The organism is Marinobacter sp. NSM, assembly GCF_052380025.1.
Classification (GTDB): Bacteria; Pseudomonadota; Gammaproteobacteria; order Pseudomonadales; family Oleiphilaceae; genus Marinobacter.
Genome location: NZ_JBQTCK010000003.1, coordinates 115392 through 139054, shown reverse-complemented (window position 1 = coordinate 139054; position 23663 = coordinate 115392). Strand labels below are relative to the sequence as shown.

Below are 23663 nucleotides of genomic sequence, written 5' to 3'. Positions count from 1 at the left end.
GGAGGGCGTAACATGCTTTTGATTCGCCCGTTGCAGGAAAACGATCTTGATGATCTTTATGGCATGGCCCAGAACGCCGGCAAAGGGCTGACCACCCTGCCGGCAGACCGGGAACTGCTGCAACGCAAGATCGAGCGCACCCGGGAATCCTTTAACCAGCGTTGTGCCCCGGAAGCCGGGCTGTACCTGTTTGCCCTGGAAGAGACCCAAAGCCGAAAAACGGTTGGCATCAGCGGCATTGAAGCCCGCGTGGGCCTGGAAGAGGTGTTCTACAATTACCGGCTGAGCGTTACGGTGAATGCCTCGCGGGAGCTGGGCGTGCATGTGCGTACACCCACCTTGCACCTTTCCAACGATATGACGGACACCACCGAAATCTGTTCGCTGTTGTTGGCCGGAGGTTATCAGGGAGGAGGCAATGGCTTGTTGTTATCCCGCTGCCGGTTCATGTTCCTCGATGACTTCCGCAAGCACTTCTCGGAAAAAGTCTTTGCCGAGATGCGTGGCGTGTCTGATAAAGACGGTCGCAGCCCGCTTTGGGATGCCCTTGGCAGCAAGTTCTTTGACATGGAATTCAGCCAGGCGGACATGCTCTCTGGCCTTGGCAACAAGTCCTTTATTGCCGAGCTGATGCCCAAGTACCCGATCTACCTGCCGATGCTGCCGGAAGAGGCGCGGGCGGTCATTGGCATGGTGCATGATAATACCCGGCCGGCATTGAAAATGTTGCAGGCAGAAGGTTTCAACTTTAACGGCATGGTGGATATTTTTGATGGCGGGCCGGCGGTGGAGGCGTTCGTGAACAACATCCGAACCGTTCGGGAATCCATCAATCGCCATGCCATGGTGGTCAATAAACCCATGAACCTGGACGTGCCACCGGAACAGCGCGTGATGATTTCAAACCGAGCGTTTCGGGACTTCAGGGTCACCACCCTGCCCATGGAATGTATCGGGCCAGATACCGTGAGCATTCCCCGCGACGTGGCGGAAGCTCTGCTGATCGAGTCCGGAGATCCGGTTCGCCTTGCGCCCTTGAAGGAAAGCGCTTTGTCACCCATTCATACACTGAAGGGCCAGGAAAGTGAGGACGAGAAAATTCTCGACCGGGTACGCCATTATCGTAACCGGCATGGTCAGGATTAGCGCTGAAGCCGCTGACAAATTCCCTAATTGGAGGTGAGGAACAATGGCAAACCTGTCAGGCAATCTTTTTATAGACGGGCTGTGGATTCAGGGCCACGGGCAGCCATTTGAATCGTTACAGCCGGTCACGGGTGAGACTGTCTGGGATGGCAACGGCGCTAACCTCGAAGATGTGGACGCCGCCGTTCGTGAGGCCCGGGCTGCATTTGCAGCCTGGCGCCGGAAGAGTTTTGCCGAGCGCCAGGCGGTGGTGGAGGCGTTTGCCCAGCAGCTGGAGGCCAATAAAGAGGCCCTGGCGCACCAGATTGGCCTGGAGACCGGCAAGCCGCTGTGGGAATCCCGCACAGAGGTGGCGGCCATGATCGGCAAGGTGCCCATTTCCATCAGGGCGTACAACGAACGGACCGGGCACTCAGAGTCAGATGTGGCCGGAGGACATGCGGTACTGCGACACCGGCCCCATGGCGTGTTGGCGGTGTTCGGCCCTTATAACTTTCCTGGCCATTTGCCGAACGGCCATATTGTGCCGGCCCTGCTGGCAGGCAACACCGTGGTGTTCAAGCCCAGTGAGCTGACACCGGGCGTTGCCGAAATGACCGTGCGTTTCTGGGAAAAGGCGGGCCTGCCGGATGGCGTGATTAACCTGGTGCAGGGCGGGGCTGATACCGGCATATGCCTGGCCCGCCACCCGATGATCGACGGTCTGTTCTTCACCGGCAGCTCCAATGTTGGTCATCTGCTGCACGAACAGTTTGGCGGCCAGCCGGAGAAAATCCTGGCGCTGGAAATGGGCGGAAACAACCCGCTGATTGTGCAGAACGTGGCGGATGTAGACGGTGCAGTTCATCACACCATCCAGTCTGCGTTTTTGTCGGCCGGCCAGCGCTGCACCTGCGCACGCCGTCTGCTGGTTCCCAAAGGCAAGAAAGGGGATGAGTTCCTGGCCCGCCTTGTAGACGTTGCCTCCCGTGTTCAGGTGGGCGATTTTGATGCCGAGCCCCAGCCGTTTATGGGCTCGGTCATCTCGGCCCAGGCGGCTGAGATGCTGCTGCAGGCCCAGGCCGATATGCTGGAGAAGGGCGCCAGTTCCCTGTTGGAGATGAAACAGCTGAAGCCTGGCACAGGCTTGTTGTCACCAGGTATTGTCGATGCCACGAAGGTGGAGCTGAAGGATCAGGAATTCTTTGGCCCGCTGCTGACGGTCTACCGCTACAAGAGTTTTGACGACGCCCTGGAGCTGGCCAACAACACCCGTTTCGGGCTGTCGGCGGGCATTCTGAGTGACGACCGCAAGCTGTATAACCGGCTGGTGGAAGAGGTGCGCGCCGGCATCGTGAACTGGAACCGGCCGCTGACCGGTGCCAGCAGTGCGGCACCGTTTGGTGGAGTGGGCGCCAGCGGCAACCATCGCGCCAGTGCCTATTACGCGGCGGACTACTGCGCCTGGCCCATGGCCTCGCTGGAGTCTGGCAAGAGTGAAATGCCAGATACCCTGGCGCCCGGCCTGACATTTGACTGACAGGAAGCCTGCTATGGTGAAACACGCGGTTGAAGCGAATTTTGACGGGCTGGTGGGGCCCACCCATAACTACGCAGGGTTGTCCTGGGGGAATGTGGCGTCGAAATCCAACGTGAACTCGGTGGCCAATCCCAGAGAAGCTGCCTTGCAAGGGTTGGCCAAGATGAAGCAGTTGGCCGATCGGGGCTTCGTTCAGGGCGTGTTGCCGCCCCATGAGCGGCCACACTTGCCGACACTGCGCGCCCTCGGGTTTACCGGTAATGACCGGCAGGTGCTGGAGCAGGCCGCGAGTACAGACCCCTCCATTCTGGCTGCGGTGTCGTCGGCGTCTGCCATGTGGACCGCGAATGCGGCGACGGTGTCCCCCAGTGCCGATACCAAAGACCATCGGGTACATTTCACTCCGGCTAACCTGAGCGCCAAGTTTCACCGGTCCATCGAGCACCTGGTGACCGGCCGCGCCCTGAAAGCCATTTTTACTGACGAAAGCTACTTTGCCCACCACCCGGCCTTGCCCTCGGTCAGCCACTTCGGGGATGAGGGGGCGGCCAACCATACCCGGTTGTGCAGCCGTTATGGTGAACCCGGTGTGGAATTGTTTGTGTATGGCCAGATAGCCTTCAACGAGCAGGCCCCGGCGCCGGTCAAATACCCGGCGAGACAAACCCTGGAAGCCTCCAGGGCTATTGCCCGGCTACATGGGCTGAGTGACCGCCACGCGGTGTTTGCACAGCAGAACCCAGCCGCCATTGATGCCGGCGTGTTCCACAACGATGTGATTGCGGTGGGCAACGGCAACTGCCTGTTCTACCACGAACTGGCGTTTCTGGAGGAAGATCGGGTGCTGGCGGAACTGAGCGAACGGCTGACCGGGGCTGCGCTGGAGGCCGTTCGGGTGTCTGCCAATGAGGTGCCCATCGAAGATGCCGTGGCCTCGTACCTGTTCAACAGCCAGCTGCTGAATACCCCGGACGGTATGCTGCTGGCGGTGCCCGGTGAGTGCCGGGAAGTGCCATCGGTAAGCGGTTACCTGGATCAGATGGTCAAAGGCGATGGCCCCATCACCAGCGTGGAAGTGTTTGATGTGAAACAGTCCATGAGAAACGGAGGCGGGCCCGCCTGCCTGCGTTTGCGGGTGGTGCTCAACGATGAGGAGTTGCATGCCATCAATCGGGGCGTGATCCTGACCGATGCACTCTACGACCGCCTGGTAACCTGGGTGAACGCCCATTACCGGAGTGAGCTCGACCAACAGGATCTGGCAGACCCGATGCTGCTGGAGGAGGTCCGCAAGGCCCTAGACGAGCTCACCGGTATTCTGGGGCTCGGTTCTATTTACGATTTCCAACTGTAATCAGCGGGGCTGTGGCCCGCCCGCTACTGGCTGGCGATGGAACGGGTCAGCATATCCATGGTGTGGCGAATCAGGGCATCGGCGGGAAAGCTGCCGGCGTGGGTGGATTCCGATTGGCACAGCATGATCACGCCGTGCAGGGCGCCCCGCAGGTACAGGGCCGTTTGTGCCGGTGAGCTGATGCGCTCCCGGCTCATGGTGCCGTCTTCCAGGCCGGTGTGTATAGCGGCGGTCATCAACTGCATCAGATCGTTCTTGGAGCAGAGCATTTCCCGGGTCTGCTCTTCGTCGGCATCGGCGATGGCGGTAGACGCCTTGGTGAGCGCCGAGAAATAATCCGGTTCTTCCAGGTAAAAGCGATAGTAGGCCTCTCCCATGGCGCGGATCTGCGCCAGACCTGTCCCGGCTGAACCAAGTGCGTTTTCGAAACGCGTTACCAGGCTTTGGCCTGCCCGCAGCATGATCCCGCGCTGAATGGCCGCTTTGTCCTTGAAATAGACGTACAGCAGCGCCCGGCTCAGACTTGCAGTACGTGCGATGTCGTCCATGGAAGTGCGCTCATAACCCTTCTCGGAGAACACCAGCTCAGCGGCATTCAGAATGGCGTCGTACCTTGCCTGTTTTTCCCGTTCCCGTCGTGACTTCAGGGGTTCGTTCATGGTGTTCCCGGCTTCCTGTGCGATGGCTGCATGATACCTGAAAGTGAATGGAAACCGATTATTGACAATTTGTCAAAGAATGACATGATGTCGGAAAACAATCGGCGGTTTCCGAAGGAACGGAGGCCAACAATCAATCTTTTCAGGGAAAGGGGCTGAATATCATGTCTCTCATCAAGCGCGGTGCGCCATTCTCCTTTGCCAGCCTGGCGCTGGTGGTTCTGGTTCTCTCTGGTTGCCGTGGTGGTACTGCCGATGCCCCCTCGGAGGCTGCAGTGTCTGTGCGTGTGGCGGAGGTGACCGGCGGACAGGTGGAAGAAATCCCCTTACGGTTCTCCGGCATTGTCCGGGCTGCCCAACGGGCCACCCTCACGTTCCAGCTCAGCGGCACCCTCCGGGAGCGCCCGGTAGAGCTGGGGCAGAATGTGAAACCGGGGGATGTGCTGGCACGCCTCTACAATCCCGCTCTGGAACCGGCCCGTGATTCTGCCGCTGCACGGTTGGAAGAGCTGAAAACCCAGTTTGATCAGGCTCAGCGGGAGTGGGAGCGTTCCAGCCGGCTGCACCAGCGTGGTGTGGTGTCGGAACAGAATCTGGAACAGATCGCCGCCCGTCGGGACTCCCTGAGAGCCAGTATGGCTACAGCGGAAGCCTCACTGGCGGAAGCCACCCGCTTGCTGGAAGAAAGCGTATTGAAAGCGCCGTTTGCCGGTCAGGTGGAAGCCTTGCTGGTGGAGCGTGATGAATTTGTATCTGCCGGCCAGCCGGTAATTCGATTGTCGTCACCGCTGGGGCGGGAAGTGGAGGTGCGTGTGCCTGCTCATTTGCTCAGCCACGTACGCGTGGGGCAGGAGTTGCCGGTCTGGTCCGTGCAGGATCGCAACCGGGACGCGGAAACCGGCACCGTGATTGAGATCGCCCAGGGCAGTTCCATCCGGGGTGAGCTACACCCGGTTTTGGTGAGCCTGCCGCCCCAGTCCTTGGGTTCCGGCGAACCGGTCGAGGTGGGTATCACACCGGTGCGGGCCTCTGCCATGACCGTGCCTTTGCTGGCCGTGGTGAGAAACGACTCGGGCACCAGCGTGTTCCGGGTGGATGACGCCACTGCGCGGCAGGTGCCGGTTAAAATCGACCGAGTGATTGGTGAGCGGGTGATGGTGCACCCGGGCGAATTGCAGGCGGGTGACCAGGTAGTTTACGCCGGCACCACCCGGCTGGTAGACGGTGACCGGGTGGAGATCCGCTGATGGCCCGCCGACTGCTCAACTATCAACGCCTGCTTGGCATGGTCGTGACCATGCTGTGCCTGCTCGGCATTGTCGCCTACAGCACCATGCCACGGCAGGAAGACCCGTCGTTTCCCTACCGCGCCGGCATGATAACCGTCAGCTACCCCGGCGCCAGTGCCGAGGCGGTTGAGCGCCTGGTGCTGAGGCCACTGACCGATGAACTGCGCCAGGTGGAAGAACTGGATTTCAGTTTTGGTACCGCCCGAACCGGTGTGGCCCTGTCCCGTCTCAAGCTCCGGGATCATATCTACGACACCGACCCGGCCTGGGACCGGGTACGCCAAGCCATGGAGCGGGCCCGACAGGATTTTCCGGACGATGTTGGCCAGATGACCCTGGATGATCGGCTGATTGATATTCCCGCCGTGGTGATTGCGGTGGGAGGTTCCCCCTCGGTGACCGAGCTTTCGAAAGTCGCCGAACGCCTCAAGCAGAACCTGTCGGATATCCCCGGCATATCCCGGATTGAGCTGGAGGGGGACGCGGACGAGCAGATCACCCTGGCCCTGGACGACGCCGCACTGTTCCGCCTGGGTATTTCCCCGAAACGGGTGCTGGATACCCTGGCCCAGCGCAACCAGACCATCCCCGGTGGCTTTGTCGTAGTAGATGGAAAGCGGCTTTCGGTATTACCCAACACCGAATTCGCCGACATAGACGACATACGCGCCACCCCCATTGAGCTGCCGGACGGCTCTCAGGTGCCTCTGGCCGCCGCTGCAGAAGTGTGGCGAGGCCCGGCGGAGCCCCGGCAACCGGAAACCTGGTTTGATGGCGAGCGAGTCGTATTGCTGTCGGTCATTATGGAAGAGGGCAGTACCGACGCCATTCGATTTGGACAGCGGATTCGTGAACGGGTGGAGCAGGTACGAAGCGATTTCGAACCCTACGACATCCGTGAAATGTTCTTCCAGCCAGACAAAGTCGCCGAACGACTGGTGAACCTGGCCTGGAGCCTGGTGCTGTCGGTGCTGATCATTGTTGCGGTGGTCTTCACCGGTATGGGTATACGGATGGGGCTGCTCGTGGCCTCGATACTGCCGATGGTGGCGCTGATCAGCGTGGGCCTGTATGACCTGGGCGGCGGTGTGCTGCACCAGATTGCGGTTATAGGCATGGTGATTTCCCTGGGCATCCTGATCGACAACGCCATTGTGATTGTTGAGAACATTCAGGGGCATCTGGACGAAGGTATGCGGCGCCTCGACGCGTTGAAAAAAGCCGTCAGCGAGCTGGCTGGCCCTCTGGGCGCCTCCACCGGCACTACCCTGGCGGCCTTTGCGCCTTTGCTGATGGCCAAGGGCGGTGCGGCGGATTTCACCCGCGGTGTGCCGGTGATGATCATGCTCACCCTGTCCGTCAGTTATTTGCTGGCCATCTCGGCGGTGCCCCTTCTGGCAGCCCGATTCCTCAAAGCCCGAAAGAACGTGCAGGGTGATCGCCTGATCGGATTGGCCCGCTTTCTGGGCGGACTGGTGTTCCGGTATCCCGGGCGCCTGATTGTGCTTGGTGCAGCGCTGGTGACGATCAGTCTCTCTACGACCCCGTTCATGGCGCAACAGTTCTTCCCCAACGCGGATCGGCCCCGGGTGATTGTTGAACTGTACATGCCGGAGGGCACCGACCAGGCCCGCACTGCGGAAGTCGCCGAACGCCTGGAGCGGGCCATTCGCACCCAGCCGGAGGCATTGGAGATTCATCGGTTCGTTGGCTTCACCGGCCCGGCGTTCTACTACAACCTGCAACGATCGCCCCAGTCCCCTAACCGGGCCCGGCTGGTTATCCGAACACCGACCCTGGCCGACACCACGGACCTGATTCATTGGGTGCGAAATGAGGCGGCGGTAACCATGCCGGAAGTGGACATTTCCGCCGGCATCCTCGGCCAGGGGCCGCCGAGAACCGCGCCGGTGGAAGTCCGGGTTTACCATGCGGATGACGCTACCCGTACCCGGGCGACCGAACAAGTGTTTGCAGCGCTTCGCCGGATTGAAGGCAGTGTGGACGTGCGCCACGACCTGGATATCGGCGTGCCCAGCATTGCCATCAACGTGGATGACGCAACCGCCGCCCGTTATGGCCTGAGCCGTGCAGACGTAGCCCAGAGCCTCTATGGCCAGAGTTTCGGGGCGGTTGCCGAACGTTACCGCCAGGAAGATGACCCGATCCCGATGGTGTTGCGCTCCCGCGAAGGTACGTCGCTGTCATTGTCCCGGCTGTTGTCCGTCAACACCTACAACGACCGTGGCGATGCCGTGCCGCTGTCTGCCGTGGCTACCGTGGAAACCACCTGGGAGCCGGCTGCCCGGTACCTGCGCAACGGCGTACGGGTGAACACCGTGAGCGCCAACCTGGAAGACGGTTACAGCTTCAGCCAGGCCCTGGATGGACTGAACGCGGCTCTGGAACAACAGCCACTGCCCCCCGGCACACGGCTGGAAATGGGTGGCGATGCAGAAGGGTCGGACAATGCCAACACGGCGCTGCTGAAAGCCGCGCCCATTGGTATGCTGTTGCTGCTGTTTTTCCTACTGCTGCAGTTCAATTCGTTCCGGCGGGTGGGGGTCATCCTGCTGACCGTACCGTTGGCAACCGTCGGCATCTTCCCTGGCTTGGTGCTGTCTGGCTCACCCTTCGGGTTTCAGTCACTGTTGGGCGTGATTGCCCTGGTGGGCATTGTGGTGAACAACGCCATCGTACTGCTGGATGTGATGGATCGTGAGCTGGAACGGGGCAGGGCCATCCGTGATGCGGTTCGCACCGCCGTGGAGCGCCGAACCCGGCCCATCCTGTTGACCACAGCCACTACCGTTGCCGGCTTGCTGCCCCTGGCGTTCTCTAGTTCCACCCTGTGGCCGCCCATGGCCTGGGCCATCATCTCTGGCCTGCTGGCCTCAACGGTGCTGACCCTGCTGGTGATACCGTCTGTGTGCACCAAGCTGATCAAACTGCCAGTGGCCGAACCGGAAAACGCCCCGGCCTAGGCCTGACCGGGGCCGGGTAGCGAACTACCTGGCTCCGAAACTACCCTTAGCCCGAATCATCAAACCCACCCGCTGGCCAACCGGCACCGCCGGATTTGGAAACACAATGGCTTCCGGCGCCGTGCCCACCTGATAACAGGTTTCGTCGTCTTCCCAGATCACTGTACCCGGCTGGTATTCGGTAAAATTCGCCACATCATCCGGTACATGAAACCGGAACGCCGGCCCGGTATTAAGGATCTCGTGCACCACCTCAAACACCGTCAGATGATCGAACGGCGCCTGAACCGCAGGCGCCGGCTGGCCACAAAACCGCCGCCGAAGGCTCCGCTCAATCCCCCGGAACCGCCGCAAATCATTCTTGCCAAACGGCTCTACCTTGCCCAGCTCAACCGTAAAACTCTCTGCATTCAGCAGGCTGGCCGTGAACGACGAAAACACCGTGGACTCCCGATGCTGCAACAACAGCGTCTCCACCTCCGCCTCCAGCAAAAACCCACACTGCTCCGCCGGTACCGCCCGACCCTCCACAAACGGATACAGCGCAAACCGCTCCCGGTTCGACGGCCGGATCGCCGTGTGCAAATCATAATGACTCAACGCCAGCCCCTGATGCGCCATCGCAAACTGCCGACACATCTCCTCCAGAAACCGAGCCCGCACCGCCTCCGGCAGGCCTTTGTACTCCGGCCTGCTGTGGGCCCCGTTAAACAGTCGGTTCATATTCACATCCACAAACCGCTCACCAGCCACCATCGCGGCCGGGTTCCCCAGCATCAGCAACGCAGGGCAAGCCAGCGTCCACTGCCCGGCCAACAACTCCGACACCAACCCGTTCAACACCTCAATAGGCGCCGTCTCGTTACCGTGCACCCCGGCAGAGACAATCAACGCCTCTTTGTTCGGGTTTTCCCGCCCCTCTGGCGGTGTCAGCCACAGCACACCATTGGCCTTACGGGAAACCTGCGTGCCGTCCGGGAGTTGGTGTTTGGTTTCGGGTAAATCGGAGGAGGCGCTGGCCAGGGTATGGGCCAGCCAGTCCGGGTGGAAGTCAAAGAGTGAGTTTGAAACGTTCATAGACTCCCCGCAAAGAAGGGTAAGACTCGAATCCCCGTAATGAGTTTGGGGTCAGACGGCGGGGCAGGCTTTCCGGGAATCTTGGAGGCCATGGATGGCCGGAACGAAGCGCACAGGGATGTGCTTGTAGCGTTTCCCGGAAAGCCTGCCCCGCCGGCTGACCATCCACCAAAATTCAATATAAACGCCGCTAGCGGGGCCTGCACCAAAAGCCAGAACTCAGGAGTTAGCCGGCCGCTGATGCCGCAACAAATAGTTCTCAAGTTTGCGGAAAGCAAACACCAACAAGAACGTCAGCGCCATATACAACAGCGCCACAAAAATGAACGCCTCAAAAGGCGCATAAAACCGCGAATAAATGTTCCGCGCCGCCCCCGTAAGATCCACAATCGTCACCACACTGGCAATCGCACTCGCATGAAGCATGAAAATCACCTCATTCGAGTAAGCCTGCACCGCCCGCCGCGCCGCATTGGGCAGAATAATCCGCCGCATCCGCAACAGCCAGTTCATGCCATACGCCTTCGCCGCCTCAATCTCGCCATTGGGCGTCGCCACAATCGCCCCCCGGATAATCTCCGTGGTATAAGCCGCCGTATTCAACGTAAACGCCAGCAGGGCAGGGTAGAAAGGCTCCCGGAAAATCGTCCACCAGAAGGTCTCGTGAATGCCCGGAATCTGCGCCACACCGTAATAGATAATGTATAGCTGAATCAGCAGCGGCGTGCCCCGGAACAAATAGGTGTACAGCCAGATTGGGCCAGAGACAAACGGATTGCGCACCGTACGCAGAATCGCCAGGGGAACTGCAACCACCAGGCCAATCACCAGCGACAGAAACACCAGCTGCACAGTGGTCACCATGCCATCCCAGTATTCCATCATGGTCATGGCATTGAAGATATCGTTCGTGTTCAACCATTCGGCAATGAAATCAGGCATCCTCAATTCCCCCGAACCACGCCGACATTGGCCCGCTTGTCGAGCCATTTGATGAACAACTCAGAGCCTGCCGTCAGTGCCAGGTAAACCGCTGCCACGGGAATGAAGAAGTGGAACGGCATGCGCTCGGCCTTGGCGGCTTCTTCCGCTACCCGCACCATATCGGTCAGGCCGATGATCGACACCAGGGCAGTGGTCTTCAGCAGCACCTGCCAGTTATTGCCAATGCCCGGCAAGGCGTGGCGCAGCATCTGGGGAATCATCACCCGGCGGAAGGTGTGCCAGCGGGAAAAACCGTAGGCCTTGGCAGCCTCAATTTGGCCAACATCCACCGCCAGAAAGGCGCCCCGGAAGGTCTCCGTCATGTAGGCGCCAAAGATCAGCCCGATGGTCACCACGCCAGAGATGAACGGATCGAACTGGAAGAAAAAGTCGATTTGCCGGGTTTCCCATAAATAATCGGATAGCGCGTTCACCGCCACCTGGCCGCCATAGTAGAACAACAGCATCATCACCAGATCGGGCACGCCGCGAATCAGGGTGGTGTAAGCGGTTGCCACGCCGGTCAGTACCCGGTTGCCAGAGAGTTTGGCAGAGGCGCCAAGCAACCCCAGGGTGACTGCGAGAGCGAGCGAGAGGAAGGCCAGCTCAATGGTGACCACTGCCCCCTCGGCGAGGGCTGGGCCGTAGCCTTTCAGATCAAGCATGGGGAATTCCGGAAAGCGGGGAGCAGCCAACAGGCTGCTCCCGGGGTCAGTTTAAATCTTGATGTCGTAGCTGAAGTACTTCTCCATGATGGCATCATAAGTACCATCTTCTTTCAGCTTCTTGAGTGCAGCGTTGATATCTGTGGCCAGCTGGGTGTCACGCTTGCGCATGGCTACGCCTACACCGTCACCGAGTTTTACTGACTCGCCGACTTCCTTGTAACCTTCGCGGTTAAGGATGGTCTGCTCGCCTACCGGGTAGTCCACAAAGACGGCGTCCAGTCGTTGGCCTTCAAGGTCCAGAACCATGTCTTCAGCGGTGGTGTAACGCTTGATGGAAACCACGCCGCCCATGTTTTCGGTTACGTAGGTGTCCATGGTGGTACCGCGCTGAACGCCCACGGTTTTGCCCTTCATGGCGTCCATGTCGGTTACGTCGGTGTTGAAGGAGTCAGGGCCGAACCAGCCGCCTGGAGTGATGTAGTACGGCTCGGAGAACAGTACACGCTCGGCGCGCTCAGGGGTGATTGACATGGATGACATGATCAGGTCGAACTTACGGGCCAGCAGGCCCGGGATCATGCCGTCCCACGCCTGGATGACGAACTCACAGTTGGCGTTCAGTTCTTCACACATGGCGGTAGCCAGTTCCACTTCGAAACCGGTCAGCTCGCCGTTCTCGTCTCGGTATTCGAACGGCTCGTAGGGGATATCGAATGCGATGCGCAGGTTCCGGTCCTGAGCCTGAGCGGTGCCAGCGATCATGGCCAGGGCACAGCTTGCTGCAACAATCAGTTTTTTCATGTGTCACTTCTCCAGTAAGTTGCCGTTAGGGCTTTATTCTTTATGGAAGTTTCAATTCCGTCTCCGGTTTCAAGATAGCACCGGAGTTCAGAACTTGGGAGCAAGAAATTGCTTCATGCGTTCGGATTCCGGATGGTCAAAGACCTTGCCCGGCGAACCCTGCTCCTCAATCACGCCCTGATGCAAGAACAGGACCTGAGTTGACACATCCCTTGCAAACGCCATCTCGTGGGTGACCACAATCATGGTGCGGCCTTCCTCGGCCAGACTCTGCATAACCTTCAAAACCTCACCCACCAGCTCCGGGTCCAGCGCCGAGGTGGGTTCATCAAACAGCATCACTTCCGGCTCCATGGCCAAGGCACGGGCGATGGCTGCGCGCTGCTGCTGGCCGCCGGACATCTGGGCCGGGTAGTAATCTTTGCGTTCGTAGATGCCCACCTTGTTAAGGTAGGCCTCGGCCCGCTCAATGGCTTCTTTCTTGGGGATCTTGAGAACATTTACCGGTGCTTCAATGATGTTCTCCAGCACCGTCATGTGGGACCAGAGATTGAAGCTTTGGAAAACCATGGACAGCCGCGCGCGGATCAGTTCCACCTGGCGATTATCGGCCGGAATGCGCTCACCCTTGCGGTTGTTTTTGAACCGGATTGGATCACCGTGCACGATAATGTCGCCAGAGGTAGGCGTTTCGAGCAGGTTGATGCAACGCAGAAAGGTACTCTTGCCAGAGCCTGAACTGCCGATCAGCGAGACCACGTCGCCTTTGCGGGTTTCCAGGGAAATGCCCTTGAGGACTTCGAGTTTGTCAAAGGTCTTGTGGATGTCCCTGCAAATCAGAGGCGCTGATTCCGCCATGGGGTACTCCTGAGGCTGTCATACAAAGGCGAATGTTTTACGGACTGTTGCCGTGGAAATCAATACCGCTTTGTTGGATTTTGGTGAAAATCGAAGCACTTGCCTGTTGGTCATTCTGGCCTAATCAATGATCAATGCAAACAATTTTACACCTTACGGTGAGCCTGAATCGTTCAGCAGATCGGCGAGATCTTCCGGGGCGGGGATGCGCAGCAATTCATCGCCTTCTTTCTCCATTTCTTTCATGGTTTGCCGTACGAAGCGAACGTGGGCGGTGGCTACCTTGCGTGCCTGGTCAGGTTTGCCGGCCATGATAGCCTCGTATAGCTGCCGGTGCTGGCCCATGATTTTCCGGCGCATGTCTTCCTTCGGGTTCAGGTTGGACACCGAGGCCTGAACGGTCAGCAGCATCATGTTTTTCAAGCCGCTCAGAATGTGCACCAGGATCGGATTGTGGGATGCCTCCACGATGGCATGGTGAAAGCCGTGGTCGGGGCGGGCATTGCTCAGTGGGTCTGTGCTTTCCAGTGCGCGGAACGCCCGGGTGAGGCGATGCCGGTCCAGATTGGTGGCCCGCTGCGCGGCCAGAAAAGCGGCCTGACCTTCCAGCTGCTCCCGCACTTCCAGCAGGTCATACAGGGTGCGGGTGTGGCCCTGATAGAGGTACATCAACGTGCTATTGGCACCCCGTACACCGGACTCCGGCACAATGCTGGCAACAAACGAGCCCTTGCCATGGCGGGTTTCAATGACGCCCCGGGCCTGCAATTCATGCAGAGCCTCGCGCACCACCGACCGGGATACCCCGAGTTTGGTTGATAGCTGCCGTTCCGAGGGGATCTTCTGCCCTGGCGCCAGGCCGCCTTCCAGAATCAGGTGCTCAAGCTTATAGGAAATTTCTTTGGATATGCCCATGATCTTATTGCTGGTCTGACCAGTTTCGGGTTGTACGGATCCGTTTTTGCTGAGACTGCCTGTACCGCCAAACTTCATGAATGGCGGGAGGTTACGAATTATTCCATGTTTCGGGATTTAACAAACTGGTAGGACCAGTTGCTAAAACGATAGACGATCTCTGCGCTGATGGCGAGTATTCTGAGGTTTGTAGAACTTGAAATTGTACGTCAGCGAGGTTGAAGCCATGTTAACCATCCATCGCCTGGAAATTGAAGATGCCCGGCTCCTGATCAAAGGCGCCAGCGAAAAGGCCCGCGACATCGGTGTTCCCATGTGCATTGCGGTAGTGGATGAATCCGGCAACCTGGTGGCGTTTGAACGCATGGACGGTGGCAAAACCACCAGCGTCATTATCGCCCAGGACAAAGCCTTTACGGCCGCCGCCGCGCGCAAAGCCACCCACGAATACAACGCTGCCAACGTGCCGGGCAATCTGGCCTTCGGTATTCATACCGAAGTGGGTGGCCGTTTAAGCACGGTGGGCGGGGGCTTGCCAGTGCTGGTGAATGGCGAGGTGGTTGGCGGGATTGGTCTGAGTTCAGGCACCCCGCAGCAGGACATGGATTGTGCCCAGGCGGGTATCGACTACTTTGAACAACAGCGCCGATAACAATCAGAGAACGTTATGACAACCACATCACATGCCACCAAATCGGGGTTAACTAAAACGGAATTGGCGGAACAGCTCCGGGCTTTTATCGACCCGGAGTTTGTGATCACCGATGACGAAACCCTGAAACCCTATGAGTGCGATGGCCTGGCCATGTACCGGGAAATGCCCATGCTGGTGGTGCTGCCCGAGACCGTACAGCAGGTGCAGCGGGTCATGCGAATCTGCCACGAACGTGGCGTGCCCGTGGTGGCCCGCGGTGCCGGTACAGGTTTGTGCGCAGGGGCCATGCCCCACAAGGAGGGCGTGGTGCTGTCGCTGGCCAAGTTCAACCGTATTCTGGAAATTGACCCGCTGGCCCGGACGGCCCGGCTGCAACCCGGAGTTCGTAACCTGGCCATCAGTGAAGAAGCGGCACAGCATGGTCTCTATTACGGGCCGGACCCGTCATCCCAGATTGCCTGCACCATCGGCGGTAATGTGGCGGAAAACTCTGGCGGCGTGCACTGCCTGAAGTACGGGCTGACCGTCCATAACCTGCTGAGTGTCGAAATCGTCACTGCCGAAGGTGACCGGGTAACAGTGGGCAGCGACGGGCTCGACAGCTGTGGTATGGACTTGCTGGCACTGCTGACCGGTTCCGAAGGGCTTCTGGGTGTGGTCACGGAAGTTAAGGTCAAACTGTTGCCCAAGCCGGAAGTGGCCCAGGTGATCATGGCCGGTTTCGACAGTGTTGAGAAAGCCGGCGATGCGGTCGGTGGTGTTATCGCCCATGGCATCATTCCCGGTGGCCTGGAAATGATGGATGGTCACGCCATTATTGCCGCCGATGACTTTTGCCAGGCGGGCTACCCGAGAGATGCCAAAGCCCTGCTGTTGTGCGAAGTGGATGGCACCGAAGAAGAAGTGCACGAACACATTGCCGAGGCAGAAGCGGTGTTCCGGAAACTGGGCGCCACGTCCATCCGTGCGTCCTCCAGCGAGGCGGAGCGTGCGCTGTTGTGGAAAGGCCGTAAATCAGCATTCCCGGCGGTTGGTCGAATCTCGCCTGACTACTACTGCATGGACGGCACGATTCCGCGCCGACACCTGGCCAAAGTGCTTCTGGAAATGGAGGCCATGTCCGAGCGGTTCGGCTTGCGGGTAGCCAATGTGTTCCACGCTGGCGACGGCAACCTGCACCCGTTGATCCTGTTTGATGCCAATGTGCCCGGTGAGTTCGAGAGTGCCGAGGCGTTCGGTAGTGCCATTCTGTCTCTGTGTGTGGAAGTGGGCGGGTGCATAACCGGCGAACATGGCGTGGGTGTTGAGAAAATCCGCCAGATGGCGGTGCAGTTCAACGATGAGGAATTGCAGCAGTTCCACGATGTGAAAGCCGCCTTTGACCCCACTGGCATCCTCAATCCGGGCAAGGGCGTACCGACGCTGCGGTTCTGCCAGGAATATCGCTCTATCGAACACAAGCAACACAAACATGAACAGGCGGGTGCCAGCCATGGCTGATCAGATTCAACAATTGCAGGAGCAGGTACTTCAGGCCCGGCAGAACGGGAACAAGCTGAATATTGTTGGTGGCGGCAGCAAGGCGTTCATGGGCCGTGAGCCAGGCGCAGACGCCGAGACCCTGAGCCTGGCCGGCCACACGGGCATTGTGGAGTATTACCCGGTTGAGCTGGTGCTCACGGTGCGGGCAGGTACGCCTTTGAAAGACATTGAAGAAGCACTGGCGGCAGAAGGCCAATGCCTGCACTTTGAACCGCCTCGATTCAGTGACGCCTCCACCATTGGCGGCACGCTGGCCTGCAACCTGTCGGGCCCGGCCCGCCCGTGGACAGGATCGGTGAGGGATCAGGTACTGGGCATTCGGCTGCTGAACGGCAAAGGTGAACACCTCCGGTTTGGTGGCCAGGTGATGAAGAACGTGGCCGGTTACGATGTGTCCCGGTTGCAGGCGGGCGCCATGGGTACCCTGGGCGTGATCACCGAGCTCAGCCTGAAAGTAATGCCGAAACCGGCGGCCTCTGTCACCCTGGTTCAGGAGATGGCCATGGATGAGGTGATCCACTACATGAACCGCCGGACCGGTGAGCCCAAACCCATCACCGGCGCCTGCTGGGTGGATGGCAAGGTGTACCTGCGTTTGTCTGGCGCACGTTCGGCTGTAGAGGCCACCGCCGACAAATGGTCTGGCGATGTATTCGACGACGGCGACCGCTTCTGGCAGCAGATCCGGGATATGCAGCATGGGTTTTTCTCCGATGCTGAGACGCCCCTCTGGCGCTTTTCAGTGGGATCAACCGCGCCCACCGAGGATCTGCCGGGCCCCTGGCTGATGGACTGGGTTGGCGGCCAGCGCTGGTATCTTGGTGACGCCCCGCTTGCCGACATGGAAAAACTGGCGCGATCAGCGGGTGGCCAGGTCAGCCTGTTCCGGGGCGGCGACCGCCGGGGCGAGGTGATGCAATCGCCACCAGAAGCGCTGAAAACCATTCAGCGCCGCGTAAAAAACTCGTTTGACCCCGACGGCCTGTTCAATCCCGGCCGCCTTTATAGTTGGTTGTAATCATGCAAACGAATCTGGTTCAGCAATTTGCCAATACATCCGAAGGCCAGGAGGCGGAAGAAATCCTCCGGGCCTGTGTGCACTGCGGCTTCTGTACCGCAACCTGCCCCACTTACCAGGAACTGAATGACGAGCGAGACGGCCCCCGGGGCCGGATCTACCTGATGAAGATGTTTCTGGAAGGCGGGGAAGTGACGGAAAAGACCCGGGAGCACCTGGACCGCTGCCTGACCTGTCGCAGCTGCGAGACAACGTGCCCCTCCGGTGTTCAATATGGTCGCCTGGTGGATATCAGCCGTGGTTTGCTGGAGGAGGAACTGCCCCGCAAGCCCAAGGAAAAATGGTTGCGCTGGGCGCTCACCCGGGTGCTGCCCAATCGCCGGTTGTTCGGCTTGCTGCTGCGGGCCGGGCAGGCATTCCGGCCGATGCTGCCGGAAAAGCTCCGTACCAAGGTACCGCCGCGCCGGCAGGCCAGCCCCTGGCCGGCTTCAAGCCATAACCGCATTGTGCTGGGGCTTGCCGGATGCGTGCAGCCCTCGGCGGCCCCCAACACCAATGCGGCGACAGCCCGGGTACTGGATAAACTCGGCATTACCCTGGTGGAAGCGCCCCAGGCTGGCTGTTGCGGCGCGGTCAATTATCACCTCTCCGAGCACGAGCGCGGCCTGGAGCAGATGCGCCGGAACATCGATGCCTGGTGGCCGGCCATCGAGGCGGGAGCGGAAGCCATCGTGATGACGGCGTCTGGTTGTGGCGCCATGGTGCAGGATTACGGCCATCTGCTCAGGGACGACCCGGTGTATGCCAGCAAGGCCCGGAAAGTGAGCGAGCTGTGCACGGACCTCGGCGCCTTTTTGCTGAAAGAGGATCTGGAACCCCTGAAAGCCAGTGCCCAGGCAGGCAAGGTGGCATTCCATTGCCCGTGCACCCTGCAGCACGCCATGAAGCAGAACGGCGTGGTGGAGCAGGTGCTGACCCGTGCCGGCATTGACCTGGCCGCCACCAAAGACACGCACCTGTGCTGTGGTTCGGCGGGAACTTATTCGATCACCCAGCCGGAGATGAGCCAGAAACTCCTGAGTAACAAGCTGGAAGCGTTGACCATCGATGACCCGGTGCGGATTGTGACTGCCAATATCGGCTGCCAGCTGCATCTGGAATCCCGCTCAGACGTGCCCGTTCAGCATTGGATCGAGCTGCTGGACCGGTGACACGGTTCCTGCAAAACCGCTCTTCATCGGTTATAGTCTGACGCGGTGCCAGGTTTCTGCCTGGCACCAGCACACTCGAGCATCAACAACTTCACAGGATGTGAACCCATGCCAAGGATCAAGGCCCTGCCGTTTTGCCTATGTCTTTTCCTCGCGCTGCCGGCTCAGGCGGAAATCTATCGCTGGACCGATGCCAACGGCTCCATTCACTTTTCCGACACGCCGCCGATGCTGGACGAGCATCACCGGATACAGGTCCGCCCGCCGACCACCATGCCGATGGCTGAGAATATCCGGCAGTCTGACCGGGTAACCCGCAACCGCAAAGAGCTGGAACAGCTGCTCTCGCCTGACAGCAAGAATCGTTATGCCAAATCTCAGCAAGCGGAGGAAGCCCGTACCCGGCAGTGCGAGCAATACCGCAAGCAACTGGACCGTTTACAGGCGAGACTTCGAGCCGGTTATGGCAATGATCGGGGCAACAGTCTGCGGCAGCGGCGCCGGGAACTGAGCCAGACGTACAGCCGTGAGTGTGTGTTGAATTAGGCGGTTTTCGGAAAGCTCTGATTGCCAGCTGCCTATAATTACTGTTAGCTATCTACCTTGTCTCTGGAGGTAGATCTTGTCTCATTTTCAGCTTGCACTGCTGCTTGGTATGACGGTGGCACTGGGGCCCCTGGCCCTGGATGCTTACTTGCCCGCATTTCCGGCTATTGCCGGGGATTTTGCTATTCCCCATGCCGATGTGGGCCTGACGCTGAGCGCCTACGTGGCAACTCTGGGCATGGCTCAACTGGTGGGCGGGCCGTTATCGGACCGTTATGGCCGCCGCAACATCCTGTTTATCGGGCTGGCGGTGTTTGCCCTGGCCAGCCTTATGGTCGCGCTGGCGGATAACCTGGCCAGCATGATTGCCTGGCGGGTGGTCCAGGGTATTGGCGGCGCATTCTGTGCGGTGTCGGTGCCCGCGATTGTGAGAGATCAGGTGGGTGGTCAGGAAGCGGCCAGGCTGTTCGGCTTGATCGGGCTGATCATGTTTATCGCCCCTGCGGCGGCTCCGTCTCTTGGCGCCCTCATGCTGGCGCTGGGTGACTGGCACTGGATCTACGTATTTCTGGCGGCCTACGCGTTCTTCCTGGCCGTGGTCCTGCAACTGGCTTTGTTTCCCCGGCTCAAACCCCGGCCCCGGGCAACCACGCCGGTCAAAACACTGGTGACCAACTATGTGCTGGTGCTCAAGCATCGCACGACCATGCGTTTTGTCAGCATCCAGGTGATGTGTTTCAGCAGCATGATGCTGTTTATCACCCATTCTTCGTTCATCTATCAGGAGTGGTTTGGGCTGTCGAACAGCACGTTTTCCATTCTGTTTGCCGCCAATATCGGAGTGATGGCAGCGCTCAACCTGATTAACCGGCCGCTACTGCGCACCTTTTCTTCCGTGGTGCTGTTAAGGGTGCAGGTCATCATCCAGTTCGTGATGCTGGTGGGTCTGGTGTCGGTGGTGTTGCTGGATGGGCCCTTGTGGGCGGTAGCCGGATTTATCATCGCTGCGGTAGGTTGCCAGGGCGGGATTGTGCCGAACAATATGGCCAACGCCCTTGAATTCTTTCCCCACATGGGGGGTACGGCCGCGGCTATGCTGGGGGCGTCCCAGTTCACTCTGGCCGGTGCGATCAGTGCCTTGTCATCGGCCTTTGGTGGGGAGGCTTTGCTGCCTATTACCCTGAGTATGCTGGCCTGTTCGGTAGGTGCGGTTTTGTTGTCATTAGGAGCGCCGGCAGCCGTAGCCCGGGAGAAGGCCGCAGAACAAGCGGCCTGAGCATTAAAGTATTTGAAAGTGGCTTTTAGCTGTTGGCTCCGAAAAGGGTTGCTTGCAAAGCATGCCTTAAAATAATGATAATGTTTCTCATTGTTATTTTAACAGTAGATTGGGGCAATTGGTCTCGCAATGTGGAACAGAAAAATGTATGACCTCTCAGAGCTGGAAGCATTTGTCTCAGTGGTGCGAACAGGCAGCCTGACGGCCAGTACCAAAGATCTGGGGCTGCCGAAATCGACGCTCAGCCGGAAAATTCGCCAACTTGAACAGGCCGTCGGGCAGCCACTGTTGCTGAGGCAGTCCCGGCGTATTGTGCCTAACGAAGCGGGGCGTGTGTTTTACCGTTACAGCGTTGAGATTCTTGAGTTGGTTTCCCAGGGCCGGGAGGCGCTGGATGAACTGAAGGAGGATGTCAGCGGTACACTGGAGCTAAGGTGCCATGAAGCCTTCGTGCGTGGTTGGTTTTCCGGTGTGGTGCGATCGTTTCTAGAACAGCATGGCGATGTGCGGGTGGCTATTGGCACCCAGCAGGAGGTTCCCGGTGAGTTGGAAGATGGTGTGTGTTTATGGCTCGGAGAGGTTGGAGAAACCACTCTGAGACAGGAGCGTTTGGGGAGCCTTAGCCAGGGTATCTATGGCAGCCCGGACTATTTCGATTTATATGGCGTGCCGGCGTCTCCCGGCGAACTTGATCGGCACCAGTGGGTTGACCTGCTGGGCGGGGCGGGGCCGGGTCTGGTTTTGCGTCATCCCAAGCTGGGAACCTACCCGCTAGCCATGCCTGTGCGGACGTTTACCGTTGATCAGTCGTGTGTTCAGGGCGATGCCATAGCGGCTGGCCGGGGCCTGGGCTTGATTCCTCACTGGTTGGCCGATCGCCGGCTGGAAGCTCACCCTGGGCAATTCGGATTGTGCCTGCCTGAGTGGCGAGGGCCGGTGCTGCCAGTCACCCTGCTGTATCCTCACGGTCATTTACCCAGAAGGGTGAGGGCGTTCATGGCTCACCTGCGAGCAAACGTGCCGGATGAATGGATCGGGGAGCTGGAATTCACGCATAATGTGCCGCTATGAAACTTATCCTGAGCCGCAAAGGCTTCGACAGTTCTGCCGGTGGTTGCCCGAACCCTGTGTTTCCGGACGGACGCGCTCTGGCACTTCCGATACCAGATGATCAGTCGCCCACCCGGTATAGCCAGATTCAATACGACGGCCAAAGCATTGGCCCCCTGGTATCCCAGCTGACCGGCCGTTCCGGCTTCTCCCGCAAAGGCGCCCACCTGGACCCGGACCTGATCGAGAATGCGTATCCCCGGCTGCCAGGCTGGCGCCCGGTGCTTGGCCAGTACGGCTCGGCCCAGGCGCACCTCGCCAACCATGGTGTGGGGCCTGGTGATCTGTTTCTGTTCTTTGCTTTGTTCCGGCAGGTGGAGCGGTATCGCAGGCGCTGGCGCTTTGTGCCGCAAAGCCGGCCGTTTCACGCCATCTGGGGCTGGTTGCAGGTGGGGGCGGTCTGGCCTGTCTGCGAAGCGGCGCCCGTGCCGGAGTGGGCGGGCTACCATCCACATCTGCACGGTAGGCGATCCGCCCACAACTGCCTGTATGTCAGTGGGGACAAGCTGCAGATTCCCGGCCTGGTTGGTGAGTTACCCGGCGCCGGTGTGGTGCCTGCCCCGGATGACCGGCATCGATTGACCGCAGCCGAGGCAGTCAATGTGACGGACTGGCGGTTGCCGGCCGCGTTCATGCCAGGGACCGATAGCTTACCCCTGAGTTATCACCACAATCCGGCGCGTTGGCGCCCGGATGATTCCCCGGAATATTGCCGCCTGAAAAGCGCGGCGCGGGGGCAGGAATTTGTGTTGGACCTGGAACAGTATCCGGGAGTCAGTCAGTGGTTACTGTCGCTTTGGTTGTTGAATCAGTGAACCCGAATTTAGCGCCGCCTTATTCTTTTTTCGATACTCCGTGGGCGTGCACCCTACTTGCTTTCGGAAGGCCGTGTTAAACGTTGATTTCGAATTAAATCCTACGGCATAGCATATCTGGGATACTCCATCGCTCGTGTTGCAGAGAGCGTTACAGGCTTCGTTGATTCGATAGTGGTTTACCCAATCATAAAAATTGGAGCCAAAGCACTTATTGATCGCAGCCGACGCCTGGTGTGTGGTTGTTCCACAGGCGTCGGTAAGGGTTCGCAATGTCAGGCTGTTGTCCTTGAATAGCCCTTGTTCCATGGTCTGAGTGAGATGGTCAAACAACGCAAGATCGACACTGTCGGCTGCGGGCTGGCTATTCACATCCGCCACTGATCTGGGCGCAGTTGGGGCCCCAGTTGCTCTGGGAACATGGGTGGGCGGGTGCGCATGTGTAAGCAAAAGATAGGTAAGGTATGCCGTGGTTGGTGCTAATACATAAGCGACGGAAAAAGCCTCGCCAAAAACATGATAAATGAAAATTCTGGCCGACATGCTGCCAGCAATAATGAGCTGTATGAGTTGGAAGTGGCCAACCCAATCGCGAATGGCAGGTTTTCGGGTGCTTATTCCCTGACGGCGCTGTAACCACCAATAGAAAAGGCTCGCTGCTGCGATAACAGCCAGATAGGAGTTGCCATGCAGGGCGAGTGGTTGCCAGAGAGCTTCGGCGATCCTGCCTTGAAGCATCCAGTGAACCTTGAGCTCACCGGGCATACTCCAGAACGGGATGGCGAGTAAGGTCACCAGAATCATCGGGGCGGCGTGGAACCACCAAAGCATCGGCCGATTCAAGGCATTCTCACCCTGGATCGCCCGAACATAGCCATAGATCGTGAACGGAATCATTACGATCAGGGGATCGACAAGCTTTAAAAAGAACGGGAAGCGTGCCATCCAATCACTTGCCTGGTACACAAACTCCAGGGATTGAAGCACCACAAGGCAGACGAGTGCGAGTAGGAACGCCATCGGAAGCCTGTCATTCTGCCGGTTCACAAACCAGCTCAGGCTGGCAAAAAGCAGAATGACGCCGATACACAGACAAACCAGCGCAACAGTACCCACCCAGTAATTCATCGCTTCTCCAAGTTCGAATCGATCTGTTCGAACCTTTAACTTATTGTTTTATAGGTTTTATTAAAAACACGTTCGGTTCTATCGCCAAGGACGATTCACGTCACTCTG

Annotated in this window: 21 protein-coding genes; 13 read left to right on the top strand and 8 right to left on the bottom strand. The window is 59.0% G+C overall.

Annotation, left to right across the window (positions count from 1 at the left end):
* Nucleotides 1-12: 12 nt before the first annotated feature.
* From astA to astB, 3 genes are read left to right on the top strand one after another with little or no spacing between them, the layout of a single operon-like run.
* The gene (astA, locus tag ACTZWX_RS08335) at nucleotides 13-1146 is read left to right on the top strand and encodes an arginine N-succinyltransferase (RefSeq protein ID WP_444713540.1); all 1134 of its coding nucleotides are present in this window, start codon (nucleotides 13-15) and stop codon (nucleotides 1144-1146) included.
* A gap of 43 nt (nucleotides 1147-1189) precedes the next feature.
* The gene (gene astD, locus ACTZWX_RS08330; RefSeq protein WP_444713539.1) at nucleotides 1190-2665 is read left to right on the top strand and encodes a succinylglutamate-semialdehyde dehydrogenase; all 1476 of its coding nucleotides are present in this window, start codon (nucleotides 1190-1192) and stop codon (nucleotides 2663-2665) included.
* A gap of 13 nt (nucleotides 2666-2678) precedes the next feature.
* Nucleotides 2679-4019 (top strand): N-succinylarginine dihydrolase, encoded by a 1341-nt coding sequence (gene astB, locus ACTZWX_RS08325; RefSeq protein ID WP_444713538.1) that lies wholly within the window; start codon nucleotides 2679-2681, stop codon nucleotides 4017-4019.
* 23 nt (nucleotides 4020-4042) lie between these two features.
* On the opposite strand, the gene ACTZWX_RS08320 is transcribed toward astB, so the two are convergent.
* Entirely contained in the window at nucleotides 4043-4678 is a 636-nt protein-coding gene (locus tag ACTZWX_RS08320; RefSeq protein ID WP_444713537.1) for a TetR/AcrR family transcriptional regulator, read from the bottom strand.
* A 164-nt stretch (nucleotides 4679-4842) separates the two neighbouring features.
* Between ACTZWX_RS08320 and ACTZWX_RS08315 the strand changes: the two genes are divergently transcribed.
* Both ACTZWX_RS08315 and ACTZWX_RS08310 read left to right on the top strand, forming a co-directional pair.
* Nucleotides 4843-5925: an efflux RND transporter periplasmic adaptor subunit gene (locus ACTZWX_RS08315; protein WP_072678127.1), complete on the top strand. Its 1083-nt coding sequence runs from the start codon at nucleotides 4843-4845 to the stop codon at nucleotides 5923-5925.
* Nucleotides 5925-8951, top strand: coding sequence for an efflux RND transporter permease subunit (locus tag ACTZWX_RS08310; protein ID WP_444713536.1), 3027 nt, complete (start codon nucleotides 5925-5927; stop codon nucleotides 8949-8951). Before ACTZWX_RS08315 ends, ACTZWX_RS08310 begins: the two co-directional genes overlap by 1 nt.
* 24 nt (nucleotides 8952-8975) lie before the next feature.
* Here the strand turns inward: ACTZWX_RS08310 and ACTZWX_RS08305 are convergent, their stop codons facing one another.
* The 6 genes from ACTZWX_RS08305 to ACTZWX_RS08280 form a co-directional block, all read right to left on the bottom strand.
* The gene (locus ACTZWX_RS08305) at nucleotides 8976-10028 is read right to left on the bottom strand and encodes a succinylglutamate desuccinylase (RefSeq protein WP_444713535.1); all 1053 of its coding nucleotides are present in this window, start codon (nucleotides 10026-10028) and stop codon (nucleotides 8976-8978) included.
* Nucleotides 10029-10247: 219 nt separating this feature from the next.
* Complete coding sequence (locus tag ACTZWX_RS08300; protein WP_342631158.1) at nucleotides 10248-10970, bottom strand: ABC transporter permease; 723 nt, start codon at nucleotides 10968-10970, stop codon at nucleotides 10248-10250.
* Between the two features lie 2 nt (nucleotides 10971-10972).
* Nucleotides 10973-11677 carry an ABC transporter permease gene (locus tag ACTZWX_RS08295; protein ID WP_444713534.1) on the bottom strand — a complete coding sequence of 235 codons (705 nt, stop codon included), beginning with the start codon at nucleotides 11675-11677 and terminating at the stop codon, nucleotides 10973-10975.
* Nucleotides 11678-11728: 51 nt separating this feature from the next.
* Entirely contained in the window at nucleotides 11729-12481 is a 753-nt protein-coding gene (locus tag ACTZWX_RS08290) for a transporter substrate-binding domain-containing protein (protein WP_342631156.1), read from the bottom strand.
* An 87-nt stretch (nucleotides 12482-12568) separates the two neighbouring features.
* Nucleotides 12569-13339 (bottom strand): ABC transporter ATP-binding protein, encoded by a 771-nt coding sequence (locus tag ACTZWX_RS08285; RefSeq protein ID WP_444713533.1) that lies wholly within the window; start codon nucleotides 13337-13339, stop codon nucleotides 12569-12571.
* 153 nt (nucleotides 13340-13492) lie between these two features.
* Nucleotides 13493-14254 (bottom strand): FCD domain-containing protein, encoded by a 762-nt coding sequence (locus tag ACTZWX_RS08280; protein WP_444713532.1) that lies wholly within the window; start codon nucleotides 14252-14254, stop codon nucleotides 13493-13495.
* 226 nt (nucleotides 14255-14480) lie between these two features.
* Here ACTZWX_RS08280 and ACTZWX_RS08275 point away from each other — a divergent pair, with 226 nt between their 5' ends.
* The 8 genes from ACTZWX_RS08275 to ACTZWX_RS08240 all read left to right on the top strand — a co-directional run bounded on the left by ACTZWX_RS08275 (nucleotide 14481) and on the right by ACTZWX_RS08240 (nucleotide 22427).
* Nucleotides 14481-14906, top strand: coding sequence for a GlcG/HbpS family heme-binding protein (locus tag ACTZWX_RS08275; RefSeq protein WP_444713850.1), 426 nt, complete (start codon nucleotides 14481-14483; stop codon nucleotides 14904-14906).
* 15 nt (nucleotides 14907-14921) lie between these two features.
* Nucleotides 14922-16409 carry an FAD-linked oxidase C-terminal domain-containing protein gene (locus ACTZWX_RS08270; RefSeq protein WP_444713531.1) on the top strand — a complete coding sequence of 496 codons (1488 nt, stop codon included), beginning with the start codon at nucleotides 14922-14924 and terminating at the stop codon, nucleotides 16407-16409.
* On the top strand, nucleotides 16402-17469 hold the full coding sequence (glcE, locus tag ACTZWX_RS08265; RefSeq protein ID WP_444713530.1) for a glycolate oxidase subunit GlcE: 1068 nt from the start codon (nucleotides 16402-16404) through the stop codon (nucleotides 17467-17469). Before ACTZWX_RS08270 ends, glcE begins: the two co-directional genes overlap by 8 nt.
* A 2-nt stretch (nucleotides 17470-17471) precedes the next feature.
* On the top strand, nucleotides 17472-18680 hold the full coding sequence (gene glcF / locus ACTZWX_RS08260) for a glycolate oxidase subunit GlcF (protein WP_444713529.1): 1209 nt from the start codon (nucleotides 17472-17474) through the stop codon (nucleotides 18678-18680).
* 108 nt (nucleotides 18681-18788) lie between these two features.
* Entirely contained in the window at nucleotides 18789-19226 is a 438-nt protein-coding gene (locus ACTZWX_RS08255) for a DUF4124 domain-containing protein (protein ID WP_444713528.1), read from the top strand.
* Between the two features lie 76 nt (nucleotides 19227-19302).
* The gene (locus ACTZWX_RS08250; RefSeq protein WP_444713527.1) at nucleotides 19303-20502 is read left to right on the top strand and encodes a multidrug effflux MFS transporter; all 1200 of its coding nucleotides are present in this window, start codon (nucleotides 19303-19305) and stop codon (nucleotides 20500-20502) included.
* A 144-nt stretch (nucleotides 20503-20646) separates the two neighbouring features.
* On the top strand, nucleotides 20647-21573 hold the full coding sequence (locus ACTZWX_RS08245; protein WP_444713526.1) for a LysR family transcriptional regulator: 927 nt from the start codon (nucleotides 20647-20649) through the stop codon (nucleotides 21571-21573).
* Nucleotides 21570-22427, top strand: a complete 858-nt coding sequence (locus tag ACTZWX_RS08240; RefSeq protein ID WP_444713525.1) for an Nmad3 family putative nucleotide modification protein — start codon at nucleotides 21570-21572, stop codon at nucleotides 22425-22427. The genes ACTZWX_RS08245 and ACTZWX_RS08240 overlap by 4 nt, the downstream gene beginning before the upstream one ends.
* Here the strand turns inward: ACTZWX_RS08240 and ACTZWX_RS08235 are convergent.
* Nucleotides 22398-23555: a helix-turn-helix domain-containing protein gene (locus ACTZWX_RS08235; protein WP_444713524.1), complete on the bottom strand. Its 1158-nt coding sequence runs from the start codon at nucleotides 23553-23555 to the stop codon at nucleotides 22398-22400. The two genes, ACTZWX_RS08240 and ACTZWX_RS08235, sit on opposite strands and share 30 nt — an antisense overlap.
* Between the last annotated feature and the right edge of the window lie 108 nt (nucleotides 23556-23663).

What these genes read in the sequence shown, in the direction of transcription:
- astA (WP_444713540.1), top strand. Translation starts at nt 13, where the DNA reads ATGCTTTTGATTCGCCCGTTGCAGGAAAACGATCTTGATGATCTTTAT.
- astD (WP_444713539.1), top strand. Translation starts at nt 1,190, where the DNA reads ATGGCAAACCTGTCAGGCAATCTTTTTATAGACGGGCTGTGGATTCAG.
- astB (WP_444713538.1), top strand. Translation starts at nt 2,679, where the DNA reads ATGGTGAAACACGCGGTTGAAGCGAATTTTGACGGGCTGGTGGGGCCC.
- ACTZWX_RS08320 (WP_444713537.1), bottom strand. Translation starts at nt 4,678, where the DNA reads ATGAACGAACCCCTGAAGTCACGACGGGAACGGGAAAAACAGGCAAGG.
- ACTZWX_RS08315 (WP_072678127.1), top strand. Translation starts at nt 4,843, where the DNA reads ATGTCTCTCATCAAGCGCGGTGCGCCATTCTCCTTTGCCAGCCTGGCG.
- ACTZWX_RS08310 (WP_444713536.1), top strand. Translation starts at nt 5,925, where the DNA reads ATGGCCCGCCGACTGCTCAACTATCAACGCCTGCTTGGCATGGTCGTG.
- ACTZWX_RS08305 (WP_444713535.1), bottom strand. Translation starts at nt 10,028, where the DNA reads ATGAACGTTTCAAACTCACTCTTTGACTTCCACCCGGACTGGCTGGCC.
- ACTZWX_RS08300 (WP_342631158.1), bottom strand. Translation starts at nt 10,970, where the DNA reads ATGCCTGATTTCATTGCCGAATGGTTGAACACGAACGATATCTTCAAT.
- ACTZWX_RS08295 (WP_444713534.1), bottom strand. Translation starts at nt 11,677, where the DNA reads ATGCTTGATCTGAAAGGCTACGGCCCAGCCCTCGCCGAGGGGGCAGTG.
- ACTZWX_RS08290 (WP_342631156.1), bottom strand. Translation starts at nt 12,481, where the DNA reads ATGAAAAAACTGATTGTTGCAGCAAGCTGTGCCCTGGCCATGATCGCT.
- ACTZWX_RS08285 (WP_444713533.1), bottom strand. Translation starts at nt 13,339, where the DNA reads ATGGCGGAATCAGCGCCTCTGATTTGCAGGGACATCCACAAGACCTTT.
- ACTZWX_RS08280 (WP_444713532.1), bottom strand. Translation starts at nt 14,254, where the DNA reads ATGGGCATATCCAAAGAAATTTCCTATAAGCTTGAGCACCTGATTCTG.
- ACTZWX_RS08275 (WP_444713850.1), top strand. Translation starts at nt 14,481, where the DNA reads ATGTTAACCATCCATCGCCTGGAAATTGAAGATGCCCGGCTCCTGATC.
- ACTZWX_RS08270 (WP_444713531.1), top strand. Translation starts at nt 14,922, where the DNA reads ATGACAACCACATCACATGCCACCAAATCGGGGTTAACTAAAACGGAA.
- glcE (WP_444713530.1), top strand. Translation starts at nt 16,402, where the DNA reads ATGGCTGATCAGATTCAACAATTGCAGGAGCAGGTACTTCAGGCCCGG.
- glcF (WP_444713529.1), top strand. Translation starts at nt 17,472, where the DNA reads ATGCAAACGAATCTGGTTCAGCAATTTGCCAATACATCCGAAGGCCAG.
- ACTZWX_RS08255 (WP_444713528.1), top strand. Translation starts at nt 18,789, where the DNA reads ATGCCAAGGATCAAGGCCCTGCCGTTTTGCCTATGTCTTTTCCTCGCG.
- ACTZWX_RS08245 (WP_444713526.1), top strand. Translation starts at nt 20,647, where the DNA reads ATGTATGACCTCTCAGAGCTGGAAGCATTTGTCTCAGTGGTGCGAACA.
- ACTZWX_RS08240 (WP_444713525.1), top strand. Translation starts at nt 21,570, where the DNA reads ATGAAACTTATCCTGAGCCGCAAAGGCTTCGACAGTTCTGCCGGTGGT.
- ACTZWX_RS08235 (WP_444713524.1), bottom strand. Translation starts at nt 23,555, where the DNA reads ATGAATTACTGGGTGGGTACTGTTGCGCTGGTTTGTCTGTGTATCGGC.